The 16,778-nt window shown below is 71.2% G+C and carries 15 protein-coding genes; 12 read left to right on the top strand and 3 right to left on the bottom strand.

Features of this window, described 5'->3' with window-relative positions; translation table 11 throughout:
* Positions 1-15: 15 nt before the first annotated feature.
* Genes C4V41_RS05625 through C4V41_RS05605 form a run of 5 tightly spaced genes read left to right on the top strand, consistent with a single transcriptional unit; the run spans position 16 to position 4,698 of the window.
* Positions 16-960, top strand: a complete 945-nt coding sequence (locus tag C4V41_RS05625) for a carbohydrate ABC transporter permease (protein WP_103954606.1) — start codon at positions 16-18, stop codon at positions 958-960.
* A complete protein-coding gene (locus tag C4V41_RS05620; protein WP_103954605.1) occupies positions 957-1,772 on the top strand; it encodes a carbohydrate ABC transporter permease in 816 nt (271 codons plus the stop codon). The genes C4V41_RS05625 and C4V41_RS05620 overlap by 4 nt, the downstream gene beginning before the upstream one ends.
* Before the next feature lie 5 nt (positions 1,773-1,777).
* Positions 1,778-2,926 (top strand): galactonate dehydratase, encoded by a 1,149-nt coding sequence (gene dgoD, locus C4V41_RS05615; RefSeq protein ID WP_103954604.1) that lies wholly within the window; start codon positions 1,778-1,780, stop codon positions 2,924-2,926.
* A 19-nt stretch (positions 2,927-2,945) separates the two neighbouring features.
* Positions 2,946-4,175 carry a D-mannonate dehydratase ManD gene (manD, locus tag C4V41_RS05610; RefSeq protein WP_103954603.1) on the top strand — a complete coding sequence of 410 codons (1,230 nt, stop codon included), beginning with the start codon at positions 2,946-2,948 and terminating at the stop codon, positions 4,173-4,175.
* Entirely contained in the window at positions 4,165-4,698 is a 534-nt protein-coding gene (locus C4V41_RS05605; RefSeq protein WP_103954602.1) for a gluconokinase, read from the top strand. Before manD ends, C4V41_RS05605 begins: the two co-directional genes overlap by 11 nt.
* On the opposite strand, the gene C4V41_RS05600 is transcribed toward C4V41_RS05605, so the two are convergent.
* From C4V41_RS05600 to C4V41_RS05590, 3 genes are all read right to left on the bottom strand, one after another.
* The gene (locus C4V41_RS05600; RefSeq protein WP_103954601.1) at positions 4,685-5,680 is read right to left on the bottom strand and encodes a hypothetical protein; all 996 of its coding nucleotides are present in this window, start codon (positions 5,678-5,680) and stop codon (positions 4,685-4,687) included. The two genes, C4V41_RS05605 and C4V41_RS05600, sit on opposite strands and share 14 nt — an antisense overlap.
* A 14-nt stretch (positions 5,681-5,694) precedes the next feature.
* Positions 5,695-5,976: a hypothetical protein gene (locus tag C4V41_RS05595; RefSeq protein WP_103954600.1), complete on the bottom strand. Its 282-nt coding sequence runs from the start codon at positions 5,974-5,976 to the stop codon at positions 5,695-5,697.
* A gap of 527 nt (positions 5,977-6,503) precedes the next feature.
* Positions 6,504-7,856, bottom strand: coding sequence for a M14 family zinc carboxypeptidase (locus tag C4V41_RS05590; RefSeq protein ID WP_103954599.1), 1,353 nt, complete (start codon positions 7,854-7,856; stop codon positions 6,504-6,506).
* 121 nt (positions 7,857-7,977) lie between these two features.
* Here C4V41_RS05590 and C4V41_RS05585 point away from each other — a divergent pair, with 121 nt between their 5' ends.
* The 7 genes from C4V41_RS05585 (at position 7,978) to C4V41_RS05555 (ending at position 16,700) form a co-directional block, all read left to right on the top strand.
* Positions 7,978-9,636, top strand: a complete 1,659-nt coding sequence (locus C4V41_RS05585; protein ID WP_103954598.1) for a PucR family transcriptional regulator — start codon at positions 7,978-7,980, stop codon at positions 9,634-9,636.
* A gap of 77 nt (positions 9,637-9,713) precedes the next feature.
* The gene (locus C4V41_RS05580) at positions 9,714-11,192 is read left to right on the top strand and encodes an amidohydrolase (RefSeq protein ID WP_103954597.1); all 1,479 of its coding nucleotides are present in this window, start codon (positions 9,714-9,716) and stop codon (positions 11,190-11,192) included.
* Positions 11,193-11,319: 127 nt separating this feature from the next.
* A complete protein-coding gene (locus tag C4V41_RS05575; protein ID WP_160150176.1) occupies positions 11,320-12,906 on the top strand; it encodes a peptide ABC transporter substrate-binding protein in 1,587 nt (528 codons plus the stop codon).
* Complete coding sequence (locus tag C4V41_RS05570) at positions 12,907-13,842, top strand: ABC transporter permease (RefSeq protein ID WP_103954595.1); 936 nt, start codon at positions 12,907-12,909, stop codon at positions 13,840-13,842.
* Positions 13,802-14,689, top strand: coding sequence for an ABC transporter permease (locus C4V41_RS05565; protein WP_103954594.1), 888 nt, complete (start codon positions 13,802-13,804; stop codon positions 14,687-14,689). The genes C4V41_RS05570 and C4V41_RS05565 overlap by 41 nt, the downstream gene beginning before the upstream one ends.
* An 8-nt stretch (positions 14,690-14,697) precedes the next feature.
* Positions 14,698-15,699, top strand: a complete 1,002-nt coding sequence (locus tag C4V41_RS05560; RefSeq protein ID WP_103954593.1) for an ABC transporter ATP-binding protein — start codon at positions 14,698-14,700, stop codon at positions 15,697-15,699.
* Positions 15,696-16,700, top strand: coding sequence for an ABC transporter ATP-binding protein (locus C4V41_RS05555; RefSeq protein WP_235029911.1), 1,005 nt, complete (start codon positions 15,696-15,698; stop codon positions 16,698-16,700). The genes C4V41_RS05560 and C4V41_RS05555 overlap by 4 nt, the downstream gene beginning before the upstream one ends.
* The last annotated feature ends 78 nt before the right edge of the window (positions 16,701-16,778 follow it).

Here is a 16,778-nt window from a genome sequence, read left to right as displayed (position 1 = left end):
ACCCCTGGAGACCTCATGGCAACGATCACTCCCACCAAGGCGCCGCGCGGCGCCGCCACCGCCCCTGCCACGCCCGGCTGGCTGCGCTGGGTCGATGACCACCGCAAATGGCTGTTCGCCGCGCCCGCGATGATCTTCGTCGCCGCGCTGCTCGTGTTCCCGCTGGCCTGGACCGGCTACCTCAGCCTGACCGACGCCGAGGGATCCGTCCGCGCGGAGAGCGAGTTCGTGGGCCTGGGGAACTACTTCGACGTCCTCACGGACTTCGAGCGGTTCTGGCCCGCCGTCGGGCGGACCGCCACGTTCACCGTCGTCGCGCTGCTGTTCGAGGTGGTCCTCGGGATGGCGATCGCGCTGCTGCTGTGGCGGCCGTTCAAGGGGCAGAAGTGGGTCCGGGTGGCGATCCTGATGCCGCTCGTCGCCACCCCGGTCGCGGTCGGCATGATGTGGCGGCTCATCTTCGACCCGAACATCGGCCTGGCCAACCAGGTCCTCGGCTGGGTCGGCATCGGGCCGCAGCCGTGGCTCGCCGGTCAGTACACGGCCCTGCCGACCACGATCTTCATCGACGTGTGGCAGTGGACGCCGATGGTGGTGCTGATCCTGCTCGCCGGCCTCACCTCGCTGTCGGAGGAGCCGCAGGAGGCGGCGCGCATCGACGGCGCCAGCAACTGGCAGCGGTTCCGGCACGTCACGCTGCCGCTGCTGATGCCCACGCTGACCGTGGCGATCCTGCTGCGCGGCATCGACGCGCTGAAGACCTTCGACATCCTGTACGCCACCAAGGGCCGGGGCGGCGGTTCGTTCCACGAGGTCGAGACCCTCAACGTGTACGCGTACGGCCTCAGCTTCGACTACAACGAGTACGGCGTCTCCTCCACCGTCCTCATCCTGTTCTTCCTGATCATCATCGGGGCGATGTGGGCCCTGACCGCCCGGCGCAAGGAGGCCAAGCGATGAAGCCCCGGACCGCGTACCAGGTGTTCCGGGTGGTGGCGCTCACCCTCGTGGTGCTCTCCCTGCTCGCGCCGCTGATCTGGATGGTCGCCGCGTCGCTCAAGACGAACGTCGACATCTACGACCCGGGCAAGGCCCTGGTCTTCTCCCCCACGCTGGACAACTACGGCAAGGTGCTCCAGCAGGCGAACTACGTCGAGTTCATCGTCAACAGCCTCTGGGTGGCCTTCGCCGCCACCGTGCTGTCGCTGATCCTCGGCCTGCCGGCGGCGTACTCGATGAGCCGGTTCAACATGAAGAAGTCGGCGCTGGTGGTGCTGATGGCGCGGGTCATCCCCGGTGTCTCGCTCCTGGTGCCCTGGTTCTACGTCTTCTCCAACCTGAAGATGGTCGGCGGCTTCGGGGTGCTGATCATCAGCCACATGTTCGTCTCGCTGCCGCTGGTCGTCTACATCATGATGGGCTACTTCGACAGCCTGCCGGAGGAGCTGGAGCAGGCGGCGCTGGTCGACGGGCTGACCCACGTCGGGGCGTTCCGGCGCATCACGCTGCCGCTGTCCGTGCCGGGCATCGCGACCGCCGGGATCCTGTCCTTCATCTTCTCGTGGAACAACTTCATGTTCGCGCTCGTGCTCTCCGACGCCGACACGAAGACGCTGCCCGTGGCGATCTTCGACTTCGTGGGCTATGCCAGCATCGACTGGGGCGGCCTGATGGCCGCGAGTACCGTGGTCACCGTGCCGATCATGGTGATCGCCCTGTTCGTGCAGAAGTACGTGGTCTCCGGCCTCACCGCCGGCGCGACGAAGGGCTGACCGGCATGACGACCATCGCGCGCATCGAGACCTTCCTCGTCGCCCCCCGCTGGCTCTTCGTCCGGGTGGAGACCGAGTCCGGCATCGTCGGCTGGGGCGAGGCCACCTGCGAAGGGCGCTCCGAGACCGTCCGCACCGCCGTCGAGCAGCTCGCCGAGCTGCTGATCGGCCGGGACGCGCTGCGCGTCGAGGACCACTGGCAGGTCATGACCAAGGGCTCGTTCTACCGGGGCGGGCCGATCCTGGCCAGTGCCGTGTCGGGCCTCGACCAGGCCCTCTGGGACATCGCCGGCAAGCACTTCGGCGCCCCGGTGCACCAGTTGCTCGGCGGCCCGGTCCGTGACCGGATCCGGGTGTACGGCTGGGTCGGCGGCGACGACCCCAACGAGGTACGCGACCACATCGCCGCCCAGGTCGAGGCCGGGCTCACCGCCGTGAAGATGAACGCCTCCGGCACCATGAGCCCGGTCGCCTCCGTCGCCGAGCTGGACGGCGTGGTCGCCCGGGTGGCCGCCGCCCGCGAGGTGCTCGGCGACCACCGCGACGTCGCCGTCGACTTCCACGGGCGGTTCACGCTGGCCAACGCCCGCCGGGTGGCGCCGCTGCTGGAGCCGTTCCGGCCGTTCTTCCTGGAGGAGCCGGTCGTCCCGGAGAACTCGCACCTGATCGGCGAGTTCGTCCGCTCGACCACCATCCCGGTCTCGACCGGCGAGCGGCTCTACAGCCGGCAGGAGTTCCTGCCCGTGCTCCAGGCCGGCATCGCGGTCGCGCAGCCCGATCTCTCGCACGCCGGCGGCATCACCGAGGTACGCAAGATCGCCGCCCTCGCCGAGGTCTACGACGTGCAGCTCGCCCCGCACTGCCCGCTCGGCCCGATCGCGCTCGCGGCCTGCCTGCAGGTCGGCTTCGCCACGCCGAACTACCTGATCCAGGAGCAGAGCCTCGGCATCCACTACAACCTGGGCGCCGACGTGCTCGACTACTGCCTCGACAAGACCCCGCTGACCTTCGTGGACGGGCACGTCGAGCGGCTCACCGCGCCGGGCCTGGGCATCGAGGTCGACGACCAGGCGGTCCGCGCCGCCGACAAGGTAGGACACGCCTGGCGCAGCCCCGTCTGGCGGCACCAGGACGGTTCCTTCGCCGAATGGTGACCCGAGGAAAGGCACGTACTTGAAGATCATCGCAGCGGACGTCATCGTCACCAGCCCCGACCGCAACTTCGTCACCCTCAAGATCACGACGGACGACGGGATCACCGGGCTGGGCGACGGCACCCTCAACGGGCGGGAGCTGTCGGTCGTCTCCTACCTGGCCGACCACGTCGTCCCCCTGCTGATCGGGCGGGACCCGCATCGCATCGAGGACACCTGGCAGTTCCTCTACCGCTCGGCGTACTGGCGGCGCGGGCCCGTCACCATGGCCGCCATCGCGGCCGTGGACGTGGCGCTGTGGGACATCAAGGCCAAGGCCGCCGGAATGCCGCTCTACCAGTTGCTCGGCGGGGCCTCCAGGAACGGGATCATGGCGTACGGGCACGCCTCGGGCCGCGACCTGCCCGAGCTGTTCGACTCGATCCGCCGCCACCTGGACATGGGCTACCGGTCGATCCGGGTGCAGACCTCCGTGCCGGGCATCAACGCCGTGTACGGCGTGGCCGCCCAGCCCAGCGTCGACGGCAAGCGCTACGACTACGAGCCCGCCCAGCGCACCGCGCTGCCCGCGGAAGAGGACTGGGACACCCGCGCCTACCTGCGCCACCTGCCCGGCGTCTTCGAGGCGGTGCGCAACGAGTTCGGGCCCGAGCTGCCGCTGCTGCACGACGGGCACCACCGGATGACCCCCATCCAGGCCGCCAAACTCGGCAAGGCCCTCGAACCGTACGACCTGTTCTGGCTGGAGGACTGCACGCCGGCCGAGAACCAGGAGGCGCTGCGCCTGGTCCGCCGGCACACCACCACGCCGCTGGCCATCGGCGAGATCTTCAACACCGTGTGGGACTACCAGACGCTGATCCGTGAGCAGCTCATCGACTACGTCCGCTCCGCCGTCACCCACACCGGCGGGATCACGGCCATGCGGAAGCTGCTCGACTACGCCGCCCAGTATCAGATCAAGTCCGGCATCCACGGCCCGACCGACATCTCGCCCGTCGGCATGGCCGCCGCCCTGCATCTGGACCTGGCCATTCACAACTTCGGCATCCAGGAGTACATGCAGCACGGGGCGGCCACCAACGAGGTGTTCCGGTCGTCGTTCACCTTCGACGACGGCTACCTGCACCCCGGTGAGCTGCCGGGGATCGGCGTGGAGCTGGACGAGAAGGCGGCGGCGGGCTTCCCGTACCAGCCGGCTTATCTGCCGTTCAACCGGCTCCAGGACGGCACCGTTCATGACTGGTGAGCCCCGGCACATCGTGGTGATGGGCGTGTCGGGCGCCGGCAAGACGACCGTGGCGCGCGGGATCAGCGAGCTGACCGGGCTGCGGTTCGCCGAGGCGGACGAGTTCCACCCGGAGGAGAACGTGGCGCGGATGCGCGCCGGCATCCCGCTCGACGACGCGGACCGCTGGCCGTGGCTGCGCGACCTGGCCTCCTGGATGGCCGCCCGGCACGACGAGGGCGTCTCGACGGTGCTGGCCTGCTCGGCGCTCAAGCGCTCCTACCGGGACGTGCTCCGGCAGGGCCCGCCGCGGGTGGAGTTCGTCCACCTCGACGGGTCCGCGGAGCTGATCAGGGAGCGGATGACCCGCCGCACCGACCACTACATGTCGGCCGGTCTGCTCGACTCGCAGCGGGCGATCCTGGAGCACCTCGGCCCGGACGAGTCCGGGATCGTGCTGGAGGTCGCGCTGGCGCCGGACGAGCTGGCCGCGGCGGCGGTCGCCCGGCTCGGCCTGGCGACGTCCACGCTCAGAAGTCGATGAACCCGTACAGCGCCAGGTGGTTCGACTTCGTGCCGCTCACCGTGTGGTCGATGCTCGACGGCCGCACGGTTCCCTTGACGAACAGGTAGTCGATCTTCCGCGACCCTGAGGTCGCCTTGGCTCCGTGGCCGGTCATGCCGAAGCCGCCGAGCGTGGTGGGGGCGATGTTCGTGCGATTCGCGTCGATTCCGATCACGCGGATCGCCGACGCGTTCATCAGGCTCGTCGCGTCCGCGCCGACGTGGATGCCGGAGTTCGCGATGCCCGTGGTGCCCGCGCCCGCGCAGGCGTTGGCGCCGTTCTGCTCGGGGAGGTGCATGGTCGCGGCGAAGACCTTCGTCCCCGTCGCCTTGATCGTGAACTTCGCCGCGATGGCGCTCGTGCGCTTCCATTTGTGCTCGTTGGCGCTGCTCGCGTCGTTGCTGGGCGGCTTGTACAGCGTGCACCCCGCCCCGCCGGCGTACGCGGTGCCGGGCTTCAGCCAGCCCGCGCTCCAGTATTTCGAGATGTCGGCCGCGGCTACGCTCAACGTCCTGGTGTTGTAGATCAGCCCGTTGGTCTGCCGCTTCTTCAGGTCACCGAGCGCCTGCTGACTGCACTTGTGCGTGCCGCCCCACTCCTCGGGGTCGTCCCAGGCCACGATCGCCTGGTACGTGCCCGCCGGGTAGCCGAACTTGGCCGAGAGCTGGTCGGCGTAGGCCGTGGCCTGGCCGGTGCCGCGTACCTGCTGCACGATCAGGAGATCGGGGGCCTGCACCCCGCTGGTGCCGGTATTGCCGTTGTCGTCGACCAGCATCGACGTGAGGTGGTCAGGGCCTGAGATCCGGGTGCACGTGCCGTCGGCGTTGTTCCGTACCAGGTTCTCGATGTTGTTGTTGTAGACCCGTAAGACCCGATCGGCGGCGGCCGCGGGCGCCTGCGCGAGGGGGATCGTGGACAGGGCGACGGCCGCCGCGAGCGCCGATCGATGAAGGAAGGACATGATCGCAGATTAGGCTAATGATCAGGTTCCGGCAGGAAACTGACGCGTTCGGCCGTCTCGATCAGGTGCAGGGCGAGGTCGCCCGAGGTGAGGTCCGCCGGGCTGGTGTGCAGCTTGGCGGCCGGCTCCGACACGAGGGCTCCCACCGGCAGCGTGCGCCGGGCGCCGAGGGGGAGAGTGATCGTCGGCGCCCCCGCGGCGCGCAGGATCTTGGTGTACGCCGACCCGTCCGCGGACGGTGCGACCGCCGCGTGCTGTGATTCGGGGGCGTGGTGCAGGTCCAGCCGGGCGAGCACGCCTTCGAAGAGGCAGAGCAGGATGCTGGGCGAGATCCGGTCGCGGCGCAGGGCGGGCAGCGGGGTCCGGCCGTGTGTGTCGGCGTACGCGTCGACCAGCAGGCCGGGGTAGCCGGAGACGAGGTCGGAACGGATGAGCGCGCCGGTGACCCGGGGATCGCCGAGCCCAGCTTGAGGGCGTCTCCGGGCAGCCCCCGGCCGAGGTCCGCCACCTGGGCCTGAAGGAGCAGCAGGACCTCGCCCAGGTACGGCACGCCGGCCCCCACATCGCGGCCGGTGACGGCGGCGACATAGGGCAGACGGGTGAAGTCGGCCGGCGGGCCGGCCACGTCCAGGTCGGCGGCGAGCCACAGGGCATCGATACGCATCGGAACAATGGGCACACTCAACGGACATCCCCTTCGGTGGGGCCGGCTTCAGTGGCGCCGGCCGCCCCACCGTGCCCTGGCCGTCACTCGACTCCCTCATCGACACCCTCGTGGCCACCCACCTCCGCTAGGCGCTTTGAAAAAAGGGCCGGAACGGCGTCAGGAGGCCGCGTGGCGGGCTCCCGCGAGGATGCCGCCGTACTGGATGGCGACCAGGTGGCCGATCGGGATCGTCCGGCTCGACGCGCCCGCCTCCGCCTCCGCGCACCACCCGTCGTACGTCTCCGTCAGCTCCCGCGCCCGCGCCCGGATGACGGGCGTGCCGTTGCCCACCGCGAGCTCCCCTTCGAGCGCCCGCAGCAGCATCCCGCCGAACCGGAGCCGCATGCTGTGCAGCATCTCCCGGCAGGAGACCACTTCGGCGACGGTGGCGGGCCGCTCGTTCTCCGGGGCGCCCGCCCGGCTCTGGTCGGTGACCGCCATCCCGGCGATCATCGGGATGAAGGCCCGGCTCGCGCGGACGAAGGGAGAGCGGGTGACCAGGTCGTCCGACACCGCCGCCAGCACTCCGTCCAGCAGGCCAGAGGTGGCCTGGAGGTCCGCGGCGTGGGCGAGCAGCAGGTCGCGGTAGGTGCGGTCGGCCGGTGTGGTGTCCCCGGCGGCCGGGTCGGTCCAGTAGGGCACCTCGGCCGTCAGGCCCAGCGCGCCGTACTTCTTGATGTAGGAGTCGCTGGCCGCGCCGCCGATGTGCTCCGTGGGGTCCTGGCCGAGCGCCTCGATGTAGTCGTAGGCGTCCTCCATGGTGGGCGCCAGGTAGACGGCCTCCTCCAGTTGCTTGACCGAGGGGTGCTCGGGCTCCCCGGCGTGCAGCGGCACGCCGTACCGCGCGGGCAGCGCCTTGAGCACCCGCTGCAGCGCGGGCTCGGGCCGGTTCAGGTAGTAGAAGACGCCGCCCGACTCGCCGTTGTGCAGCGTGGTCACGAACGTCGGGCGGGTGTCGTCGATCAGCCGCATCAGCGCCAGCGTCTCGGGCAGCACACGGTCGAAATAGGCCCTCTTGTACGCGAACGGAAACGTCCACTCGACCTGCTCGTCCCCGGCCGGCCGGTAGAAGTGCCTGCCGTAGTGCGCCCTGGTGAACGGCCCCGCGAACCAGCCCTCGTTGAGCCGGGTCCCGTCCACGTCGAGGCAGCCCACGATGTGCCAGGTGTAGCCGGCCGAGCGGCGCAGCTCCGCGTCCGCGCACAGGCGGCCGGCCAGGTGCGTGACGGTCAGGCCGCCGATCGGCTCGTTCGGGTGCGGCCCGGCGGCCACGATGGCGTGGCGGGGCCCGTCGCCGACGGTCAGGCAGAGCAGCGGGTCGCCGAGGCGGGAGGTGCCGATGCGGCGCAGCGAGGCCACCCCGGGGTGGGCGTCCGCCAGCCGGGTGAGGCTCTCGTGGACCTCGTCGACGGTCGCGAAACGGTCGTAATCGGGAACGGTGTCGAGTTCTGCGATGAGGGTGTCGAGCACGTTCCAGTGTGCACATGATTCGCACCGGCGGACATTGTGCCAGGTCCCAACGTCACAGACCGGCCCTTGTGGTAACCGTCAATGGTTGAATGGAGCTCCCCCTGTCGCGTTAAGGAGTCGAATGTCGGAATCCGGCCTCGCCCCGGAGGTGTCCGACGGCTCGATCTCGACCCCCTCCCACCCGCCGCTGAGCCAGGTGCTCGAAACCCTGGGCGGCCACGTGATCTCCGCCGCCTACGCGCCCGACGGCGAGCCGCTGGCGCTGGGCGAGCCCATCGTGCACGACCCCGACGACCCGCTCGACGAGCGGCCCGGCTGCGTGCTGCTCGCCGTGGGCTCGCGGGTGGCCGGCGAGGACACCCACGACCTGGTGCTGCAGGCCGGCCGGCTCGGCTACCACGCCGTGGTCGTCAAGGACAGGGGCGCCGACCTGGGCCCGCTCATCGACACGGCGAAGGCGGCCGGCATCGCGCTGCTCGTCGCCCCGCAGCGGATTCCGTGGCGGCAGCTCGACGCGCTGCTGACCGCGGCGATCTCGGGGCCCGGCGCCTCGGCGAGCACCTACTCGTCGGTCGCGATCGGTGACCTGTTCGCGCTGGCCAACGCCATCGCCATGACGATCGGCGGGGCCACCACCGTCGAGGATCCGCAAGGAAACGTGCTCGGCTACTCCAACGTGCCCGGCCAGGAGATCGACGAGATCCGCCGGCTCGGCATCCTCGGCCGCAAGACGCCTCAGCGGCCGACCAACCGCAGCGAGTACACCCACGTCTTCAAGGCCGGCGGCCCCGTACGCTTCGAAAGCCTGGGTCCTGGCCACATGCGGCGCCTGGCGACGGCGGTCCGGGCGGGCGCCGAACTGCTCGGGTTCATCTGGGTGCTCGACGGCGAGCCCCGGGTGGTGCCGGACGCCATGCGGGTGCTGGAGGACGCGGGCCGGCTCGCGGCGCTGCACCTGCTGCGCGCCCGCCATCCCAGCAACCCGCAGCGCTGGCACAGCTCGGAGACGCTGCGCGCCCTGCTCGACGGCACGATCAGCGAGTCGGCCGCGGCCGTACGGCTCAGCCTGCCGATCGGCTCACCCGTGACGATCGTCGCCTTCGCACCCGCCACCGCGCTGTCCGAACCGGGCACCGAGGCGGGCACCGCGCTGGCCAACATCGCCGACCTGATCAGCCTGAGCTGCGAGGCGTGGCATCCGCAGGCCGTGTGCACGACCGCCTGGGGCCGCGTCTACGCCCTGCTGCCCGTCCCGCCGGGGACGCCGGCCGCGCGGCTGGTCCGGGTCGCGACCGACGCCGCCGGCGCCGTGCGCAAGTCCACCCGGCTCGCCCTGCACGCGGGCATCGGCCCCGTGGTCGAGGGGCTCGGCGAGGTGCCGTCGTCCAGCAAACTGGCCGAGCGGGTGCTGCGCGTGCTCGCCGAGACCGCGCACGCGTCCGTGGCGGTCGCCACCGACGAGCAGGTACGCAGCCGCGTCGCCCTCCTCGACCTGGCCGACCAGGGCGGCGTGGCGGACGGCCGGCTGCTGCGCCCGGTGCGCCGGATGCTCGACTACGACCGGGCCCACTCCACCACCCACGCCGTCACCCTGCTGGCCTATTTCGACGCCTTCGGAGAGGCGGCCAAGGCGGCGACCGAGCTGTCCGTGCACGAGAACACGCTGCGCTACCGCGTCCGCCGGCTGCAGACCCTGTTCGACGTCGATCTCACCGACCCCACGGAACGGCTGGTGATCTGGCTCCAGCTCCGCCTGCTGCGACTACGCGGCGAGCTGTAGCGGACGACAACCGGCGGCGGGTGAGATGTCCGCTTTCGACGATGAGCGCCCGAGGTCCGGCCGCTTAGCTTCGTCGCATGTCATCACTGCTGCTGCGCAACGCGCGGGTCGGCTCGCGCGGCCAGGTCCGCGATGTCCTGATCACCGACGGCCGGGTCACGGAGGTCGGCACCGAGATCTCGTCCGCCGGTGAGTCGGTGGACGTTCAGGGCGGCACGCTCCTTCCCGGTCTGTGGGACGCCCACGTGCACATGACGCAGTGGGCGCAGACCCGGCGCCGGGTGGACGTCAGCGCCGCCCGATCCGCGCGCGAGGCGGTCGAGCTGGTCCTTGCTCATGAAAGGGCTCATGAAAGGGCTCATGAGAGCTTGGCCTCCGGCCAGGGCTTCGTCGCCGGCTACGGCTTCCGCCACGGCCTGTGGCCGGACGTTCCGCACAAGTCGATGCTGGAGGCGGCGGCGCCCGGCAGGCAGATCGCGCTGTTCAGCGTCGACCTGCACACCGGCTGGTTCAGCCCGGCCGCGCTGGCCGCCATCGGCCGGGGCGGGCACCCGACGGGCATCCTGCTGGAGCGCGAGTGCCACGTCGCGATGACCGAGATGCCGCTGCCGCCCGAAGAGGTGCTCGACCGCTGGGTGAGCGAGGCGGCCACCGCCGCGGCGGCCCGCGGCGTGGTCGGCGTGCTCGACTTCGAGTACGCCGACAACGTCACCGACTGGAGCCGCCGGCTCCGCGCGCACGGGACGGACCTCCGGGTCGCCTGCTCCATCCCCAAGGACCGGCTGACGGAGGCCATCGGGCGCGGCCTGCGCACCGGGGATCCGGTGGCGGGCTCCGGCGGCCTGCTGGAGGTGGGGCCGGTGAAGATGTTCGTGGACGGCTCGCTCAACACCAGGACCGCGTACTGCGACGACCCCTACCCCGGCGCCGGCGGGCACGGCCTGCTGGAGACCTCGCCCGATGACCTCCTCGCCACGATGAGCCTGGCGCACGAGCACGGCGTCCAGCCGGCCGTCCACGCCATCGGCGACCTGGCCGCGAGCCTCGCCCTGGACGCGTTCGAACGGGTCGGCTGCCCCGGCCGGATCGAGCACGCGCAGTTGCTGCGGCCCGCCGACTTCGCCAGGTTCGCCAGGCCCGGGCTGGTCGCGAGCGTCCAGCCGGCGCACGCGCCGGACGACCGTGAGGTGGCCGACCGGCACTGGCACGGCCGCACCGGCCGCGCCTTCGCCTACGCGGACCTGCTCGCCGCCGGCGCCCGGCTCGAACTCGGCTCCGACGCCCCGGTGGCGCCGCTCGACCCCTGGGACGGCATCGCGTCGGCGGTCACCAGGACCGACGACGAGCGGCCGCCGTGGCACCCCGAGCAGGCGCTGCCGCTGCCGGCCGCCCTCGCCGCCGCCAGTCGCGGGCGGCACGGCGTGCGGCCGGGCGACGCGGCCGACCTGATGATCACCGCGGCGGACCCCGCGGACCTCGATCCGGCCGGGCTGCGCGGCATCGAGGTGCTCGGCACCCTGCTCGGCGGCCGGTGGACGCACCGGCAACGGCTCTGAAACACCCGGTTGACCTGGCTGTCCCAGCAGACAAAGCCACCCCGCCGGGTTGAGCCATTCCAACAATGAAGGGCCCGGCGGTGCTATGGCACGCTCAACCCCAAGCAACACTCGGAGGTGTCAGCGAATGTCGGTTAAAAGAGCATTCGGGGCCGTTGTCGCGAGCGCGCTGGCCGTCACGCTGACGGCCTGCGCCGGCGGCTCCGGCGGATCCACCCCGCAGGCGGAGAAGTCCTTCTCGGTGGGCGTGACCACCTATTTCCTGTCGCACTTCACGCCGGGCAAGTCGGTCGCCAGCAACATCGACTACGCCCTGTTCACCCCGCTGACCAGCGTCGACACGAAGACCGGCAAGGCCGTGAACGCCGTGGCCGAATCGATCGAATCCACCGACAACGTCACCTGGACGATCAGGCTCAAGCCCGGCTGGACGTTCCACAACGGCGAGGCGGTCACCGCGCAGTCGTTCGCCGACTCGTGGAACGCCACCGCGTACGGGCCCAACGCCTTCACCAACAACTTCATGTTCACCGCCATCAAGGGCTACGCCGACCTCAACCCCGCCGGCGGCAAGCCGTCGAAGAAGGAGCTGTCGGGGGTCGAGGTGGTCGACCCGGCCACGCTGAAGGTCACGCTGACCAAGCCGCTGTCGCTGCTGCCGTACGTGCTGGCCCAGACCGCGTTCGCGCCCATGCCGAAGGCGGCCTTCACCGACCTCGACGGCTTCGACCGCAAGCCGATCGGCAACGGGCCGTACAAGATCGAGGGCGACGGCCTGGCCGCCGGGGTGACGAAGGTCGTGCTGCGCAGGTTCGACCAGTACAAGGGGCAGCCGGGCAACGCGGTCACCATCGAGGCCAAGTCGTACCAGGACGAGGCCGCCGCCTACCGTGACCTGCAGGCGGGCAGCCTCGACGTCGCGCTGGTGACCGGCAACAACCTGACCGACGCGGCGGCCCGGTTCAAGGACCGGCTGGTCCAGGTGCCGTACCCGGCGGTGGTCTATCTGGGCTTCCCGCTCTGGGACGAGCGGTTCGCCGACATCAAGGTGCGGCAGGCGTTCGCGCAGGCCGTCGACCGCGAGACGATCGTCAAGTCGCTGCTGCGCGGCTTCGGCCACCCCGCGACGGGGCTGGCGGGCGCGAGCGTCCCCGGCGGCGGCGACCCCGACTGCGCCACCTGCTCCTACGACCCGGCCAAGGCCAAGGCGCTGCTCGCCGAGGCGGGCGGGTGGAAGGGGCCGCTCAAGCTGTGGACGTACCAGGATCCGCTGAACACCGTGATCCTGGAGGCGGTCGGCAACCAGTTGCGCGCCAACCTCGACATCGAGGCGGTGACGACGCAGGCCCAGCCCGTCGACCAGCTCTACCCCAACATGACGGCCAAGAAGATCGACGGCCCGGTGCTGCTCTACATGGGCGCCGGCTACCCGCACCTGTACGCGCTGGCCGACCAGCTCTTCACCAAGGGCTCCGGCGCCAACGTGACCGGCTACGACAGCCCGGAGTTCGCGAGCCTGATGGACAAGGCCGCGAGCGCGAGCCAGGACGAGGCACTCGGCCTGACCAAGCAGGCGGCCAGGACCGCGCTCGACGGGCTGCCGCTCACGCCGCTGTTCCAACCGGTCGGGGGTCTGGCCTACTCGGCCAAGGTCAGCGAGGTGAAGCCGGAGTTCCTCGGCGGCGTGGTGCTCGCCGCGGTCAAGGTCGGCTGAATGGGCAGGTACGCCCTCCACCGGCTGCTCATGGCGGTGCCCGTGCTGCTGGGCACCACCTTCATCATCTACCTCGCGGTCTACGCCCTGCCGGGGGATCCGATCCAGGCGCTGGCCGGCCCCAACCGGATGTTGTCGCCCTCGGTCGAGCAGGCGCTGCGCGAGCGGTTCCACCTGGACGACCCCCTGATCGTGCGGTACGGCCTCTATCTCCAGGGCCTGCTCACCGGCGACCTGGGAACGAGCTTCTCCGGCCGGCCCGTCTCGGAGGTCATCGGGGGAAGCTGGCCGGTGACGTTCCAGCTCGGCGTGACGGCCTGGCTGTTCATGGCGGTCCTGGGCGTCCTGCTCGGGACCGTGGCCGGGCTGCGGCGCGGCAAGGCGGCCGACGCCGTCGTGCTCGGCGGCACCACGGTCATCATGGGCGTGCCGTTCTTCGTGGTCGCCTATGTCGCGCAGATCGTGGTGGGGGTCGATCTCGGCTGGCTGCCGGTCTCGGGGACCGAGGCCGGGTGGCCGCTGGCGTACATCCTGCCGGGCCTGGTCCTCGCGCTCTACAGCCTGCCGCAGGTGGCGCGGCTGACCCGGACCAGCATCCTCGACAACCTGGGCGCCGACCACGTGGACACGGCCACCGCGAAGGGCCTGACCAGGCGGGTCATCGTGCTGCGGCACATTCTGCGCAACTCGCTGATCCCCGTGGTGTCGCTGCTCGGGGTGAGCCTCGGCTACCTGCTCAGCGGCACCGTCCTGATCGAGGGGATCTTCAACCTGCCCGGCCTCGGCTACCAGATCTTCACGGCGATCCCGCAGCACGACGGCCCGGTCGTCGTCGGTGTGGGAACCCTGCTCGTCCTCGTCTTCCTGCTGGTGAACCTCTTGGTGGATCTGCTCTATGGCATCCTCGACCCTCGTATCCGCCTCGGCCTCGGTTGAGCCGCGCCGTGGCCTCTGGCGGGAGCTGCTCCGGCGCCCGGCGTTCGTCGTCTCCAGCGCGGTGGCCCTGGTCATCTGCGCGATGGCGGCGGCGCCGGGGCTCTTCGCCGGCTGGTTCGGCGCCGGCGACCCGCGTCGCTGCGACCTGGTCAACAGCGGCCTGCCGCCCGCGCCCGGGCACCCGTTCGGCTTCGACGTCCAGGGCTGCGACCTCTACGCCAACGTGGTCTACGGAGCCAGGTCGTCGGTGCTCATCGCGCTGCTCGTCACCGCCGGGATGATGGTGATCGCGGTCGTGCTCGGCGGCCTGGCCGGCTATTTCGGCGGCTGGGCGGACGCGCTGATCAGCCGGGTCATGGACGTGTTCTTCGGGTTCCCGTCGCTCGTCGGGATGATCGTCATCCTGCAGACGGCCAGCGCGCACAACGAGCTGACCGTGTCGGCGGTGCTGATCCTGTTCGGCTGGCCGGCGCTGGCCCGCGTCATGCGCGGCTCCGTCCTGGCGGTGGCCGGCAGCGAGTACGTGGCCGCCGCCCGCGGCGTCGGCTCCGGCACCACGCGGATCCTGCTGCGCCACGTGCTGCCCAACTCCTTCGGCCCCGTCGCCGTGCTCACCGGGCTCAACGTGGGCGGCGTGATCGCCTCGGAGTCGGCGCTGACGTTTCTCGGCGTGGGGCTGCAGACGCCGGCGATCTCGTGGGGTGTCCAGCTCAACACCGCCCAGCAGTACTTCCTCAGCTCCCCCCACCTGCTGATCTTCCCGTCGATCTTCCTGACCGTGACCGTGCTCAGCTTCGTGCTGCTCGGCGACGCCCTGCGCGACGCCTTCGACCCCCGACTGCGCTAGGTGCCGCCATGAGCTCACTGGAATCGCTGCCCGGCTACGACGGCTCCGCGCCGCTGTTGTCGGTGTCCGATCTGCACGTTCGGTTCGGCCGGGCCGAGGTGGTCAACGGCGTCGAGTACGCGGTGGACGGCGGCCGTACCCTGGCCGTGCTCGGCGAGTCGGGCAGCGGCAAGAGCGTGACCGCCCGCGCGATCATGGGACTGGTCCGCCCGCCGCGCGGCACGGTCACCGCCGGCTCGGTGCGGCTGCGCGGCGTCGACCTGCTCACCCTGCCGGAGGAGGCCAGGCGGCGGCTGCGGGCCACCACGATCGCGATGATCTTCCAGGACGCGCTGTCGGCGCTCAACCCGGTGCTCAGCGTCGGTTACCAGATCGCCGAGCTGTTCCGCGCCCACCGCGGGCTGTCGCGCAAGGAGGCCGGCAGGCGGGCCGTCGAGGTGCTCGACCTGGTCCGCATCCCGGCCGCCGCCCGGCGGGCGCGCGACTATCCGCACCAGTTCTCCGGCGGCATGCGCCAGCGGGTGGGCATCGGGCTGGCGATCGCGTTGAACCCGCAGGTGATCATCGCCGACGAGCCGACGACCGCGCTCGACGTGACCGTGCAGGCGCAGATCCTCCGGCTGCTCGGCGAGATCCAGCGCGAGCACGGCACCGCGCTGGTCCTCATCACCCACGACATGGGCGTCGTCGCCGACGTCGCCGACGAGGTCGCCGTCATGTACGCGGGGCGGGTGGTGGAGCGGGGCGGCGCGGCGGAGGTGTACGCCGGGCCCGCGCACCCGTACACCAAGGCGCTGCTGGGCGCGATCCCCCGGCCTGAGCTGCGCGGGCGGCGGCTGGCGGTCATCCCCGGAGCGCCGCCCGACCTGGCCGGGCCGGGCGGCGGCTGCCGGTTCCTGCCCCGCTGCGGGTACGGCGTCGAGGCGTGCGCGCACGAGCCCCCGGCGATCGAGGTCGGACCCGGCAGGCTCGCCGCCTGCCACGAATGGAAGCGGGTGGCCGCCCAGTGACCGACACAGTGAACGATACGGAGATGGTGCTCGAAGTGCGTGACCTGGTCAGGCACTTCCCGATCAGGGCGGGCGTCCTGCGGCGGACCGTGGGCGTGCTCAAGGCCGTCGACGGGGTGAGCCTCGACCTGCGCAAGGGCGAGACGCTCGGCATCGTCGGCGAGTCGGGGTGCGGCAAGTCCACCCTGGCCAGGCTGCTCACCGCGCACGACCGTCCCACGTCGGGCGAGGTCACCGTGCTGGGCCGGTCCATGCACGAGCTGCGCGGCGGGGAGCTGCGCCGGGCCAGGCGGCACGTCCAGCTCATCTTCCAGGACCCGTACACCTCGCTCGATCCGCGGATGACGGTCGCCGACACCGTGCGGGAGCCGTACGACGTCAATCCGGACCTGGCTCCGCGCGGCGATCGCGGGCGGATGGTGCGCGAGCTGCTCGACGCGGTCGGCCTCAACCCCGACCACGGCGACCGCTACCCGCACCAGCTCTCCGGCGGGCAGCGGCAGCGGGTGGGCATCGCCCGCGCGCTCGCGCTGCGGCCGGAGGTGCTGGTGTGCGACGAGCCGGTGTCGGCGCTGGACGTCTCGGTGCAGGCGCAGATCGTCAACCTGCTGGAGCGGTTGCGGGAGACGTTCTCGCTGGCCTACGTGTTCATCGCGCACGATTTGAGCGTGGTGCGGCATCTCGCCGACCGGGTGGCCGTGATGTACCTGGGCAAGGTGGTCGAGATCGGGACGGAGGCCGAGGTGTACGAGTCGGCCGCGCACCCGTACACGGAGGCCCTGCTGTCGGCGGCGCCCGTGCCGGACCCGGCGCTGCGGGGCACCCGTCAGGAGATCGTCCTGGAGGGTGAGCCGCCGAGCCCGGTGGACCCGCCGGCCGGGTGCTCGTTCCACCCGCGCTGCCGGAAGGCCGTGGCCGGTTGTTCCGCGTCGGCGCCCGGGCTCGACCCGGTCGGCGGCGGCGGACACCTGGTGGCCTGCCACCTCGCCGACCGGTCCTGACGGGTCCCACGGCAGCGCCCTCGCAGCGCCCTCGCAGCGCCCTCGCAGTGCCCTCGCGGTGCTTTCTCGGTGCCCTCG

Origin of the sequence: Nonomuraea solani (genome assembly GCF_900108335.1) — a bacterium.
GTDB classification, from domain to species: Bacteria; Actinomycetota; Actinomycetes; order Streptosporangiales; family Streptosporangiaceae; genus Nonomuraea; species Nonomuraea solani.
The sequence above is the reverse complement of the archived record's forward strand: the minus strand, read 5'-3'. Positions and strand labels throughout refer to the sequence as shown.

Excerpts from the sequence above, each read along its gene's own strand:
- C4V41_RS05625 (WP_103954606.1), top strand. The coding sequence starts at position 16 with ATGGCAACGATCACTCCCACCAAGGCGCCGCGCGGCGCCGCCACCGCC.
- C4V41_RS05620 (WP_103954605.1), top strand. The coding sequence starts at position 957 with ATGAAGCCCCGGACCGCGTACCAGGTGTTCCGGGTGGTGGCGCTCACC.
- dgoD (WP_103954604.1), top strand. The coding sequence starts at position 1,778 with ATGACGACCATCGCGCGCATCGAGACCTTCCTCGTCGCCCCCCGCTGG.
- C4V41_RS05605 (WP_103954602.1), top strand. The coding sequence starts at position 4,165 with ATGACTGGTGAGCCCCGGCACATCGTGGTGATGGGCGTGTCGGGCGCC.
- C4V41_RS05600 (WP_103954601.1), bottom strand. The coding sequence starts at position 5,680 with ATGTCCTTCCTTCATCGATCGGCGCTCGCGGCGGCCGTCGCCCTGTCC.
- C4V41_RS05585 (WP_103954598.1), top strand. The coding sequence starts at position 7,978 with ATGTCGGAATCCGGCCTCGCCCCGGAGGTGTCCGACGGCTCGATCTCG.
- C4V41_RS05580 (WP_103954597.1), top strand. The coding sequence starts at position 9,714 with ATGTCATCACTGCTGCTGCGCAACGCGCGGGTCGGCTCGCGCGGCCAG.
- C4V41_RS05575 (WP_160150176.1), top strand. The coding sequence starts at position 11,320 with ATGTCGGTTAAAAGAGCATTCGGGGCCGTTGTCGCGAGCGCGCTGGCC.
- C4V41_RS05570 (WP_103954595.1), top strand. The coding sequence starts at position 12,907 with ATGGGCAGGTACGCCCTCCACCGGCTGCTCATGGCGGTGCCCGTGCTG.
- C4V41_RS05565 (WP_103954594.1), top strand. The coding sequence starts at position 13,802 with ATGGCATCCTCGACCCTCGTATCCGCCTCGGCCTCGGTTGAGCCGCGC.
- C4V41_RS05560 (WP_103954593.1), top strand. The coding sequence starts at position 14,698 with ATGAGCTCACTGGAATCGCTGCCCGGCTACGACGGCTCCGCGCCGCTG.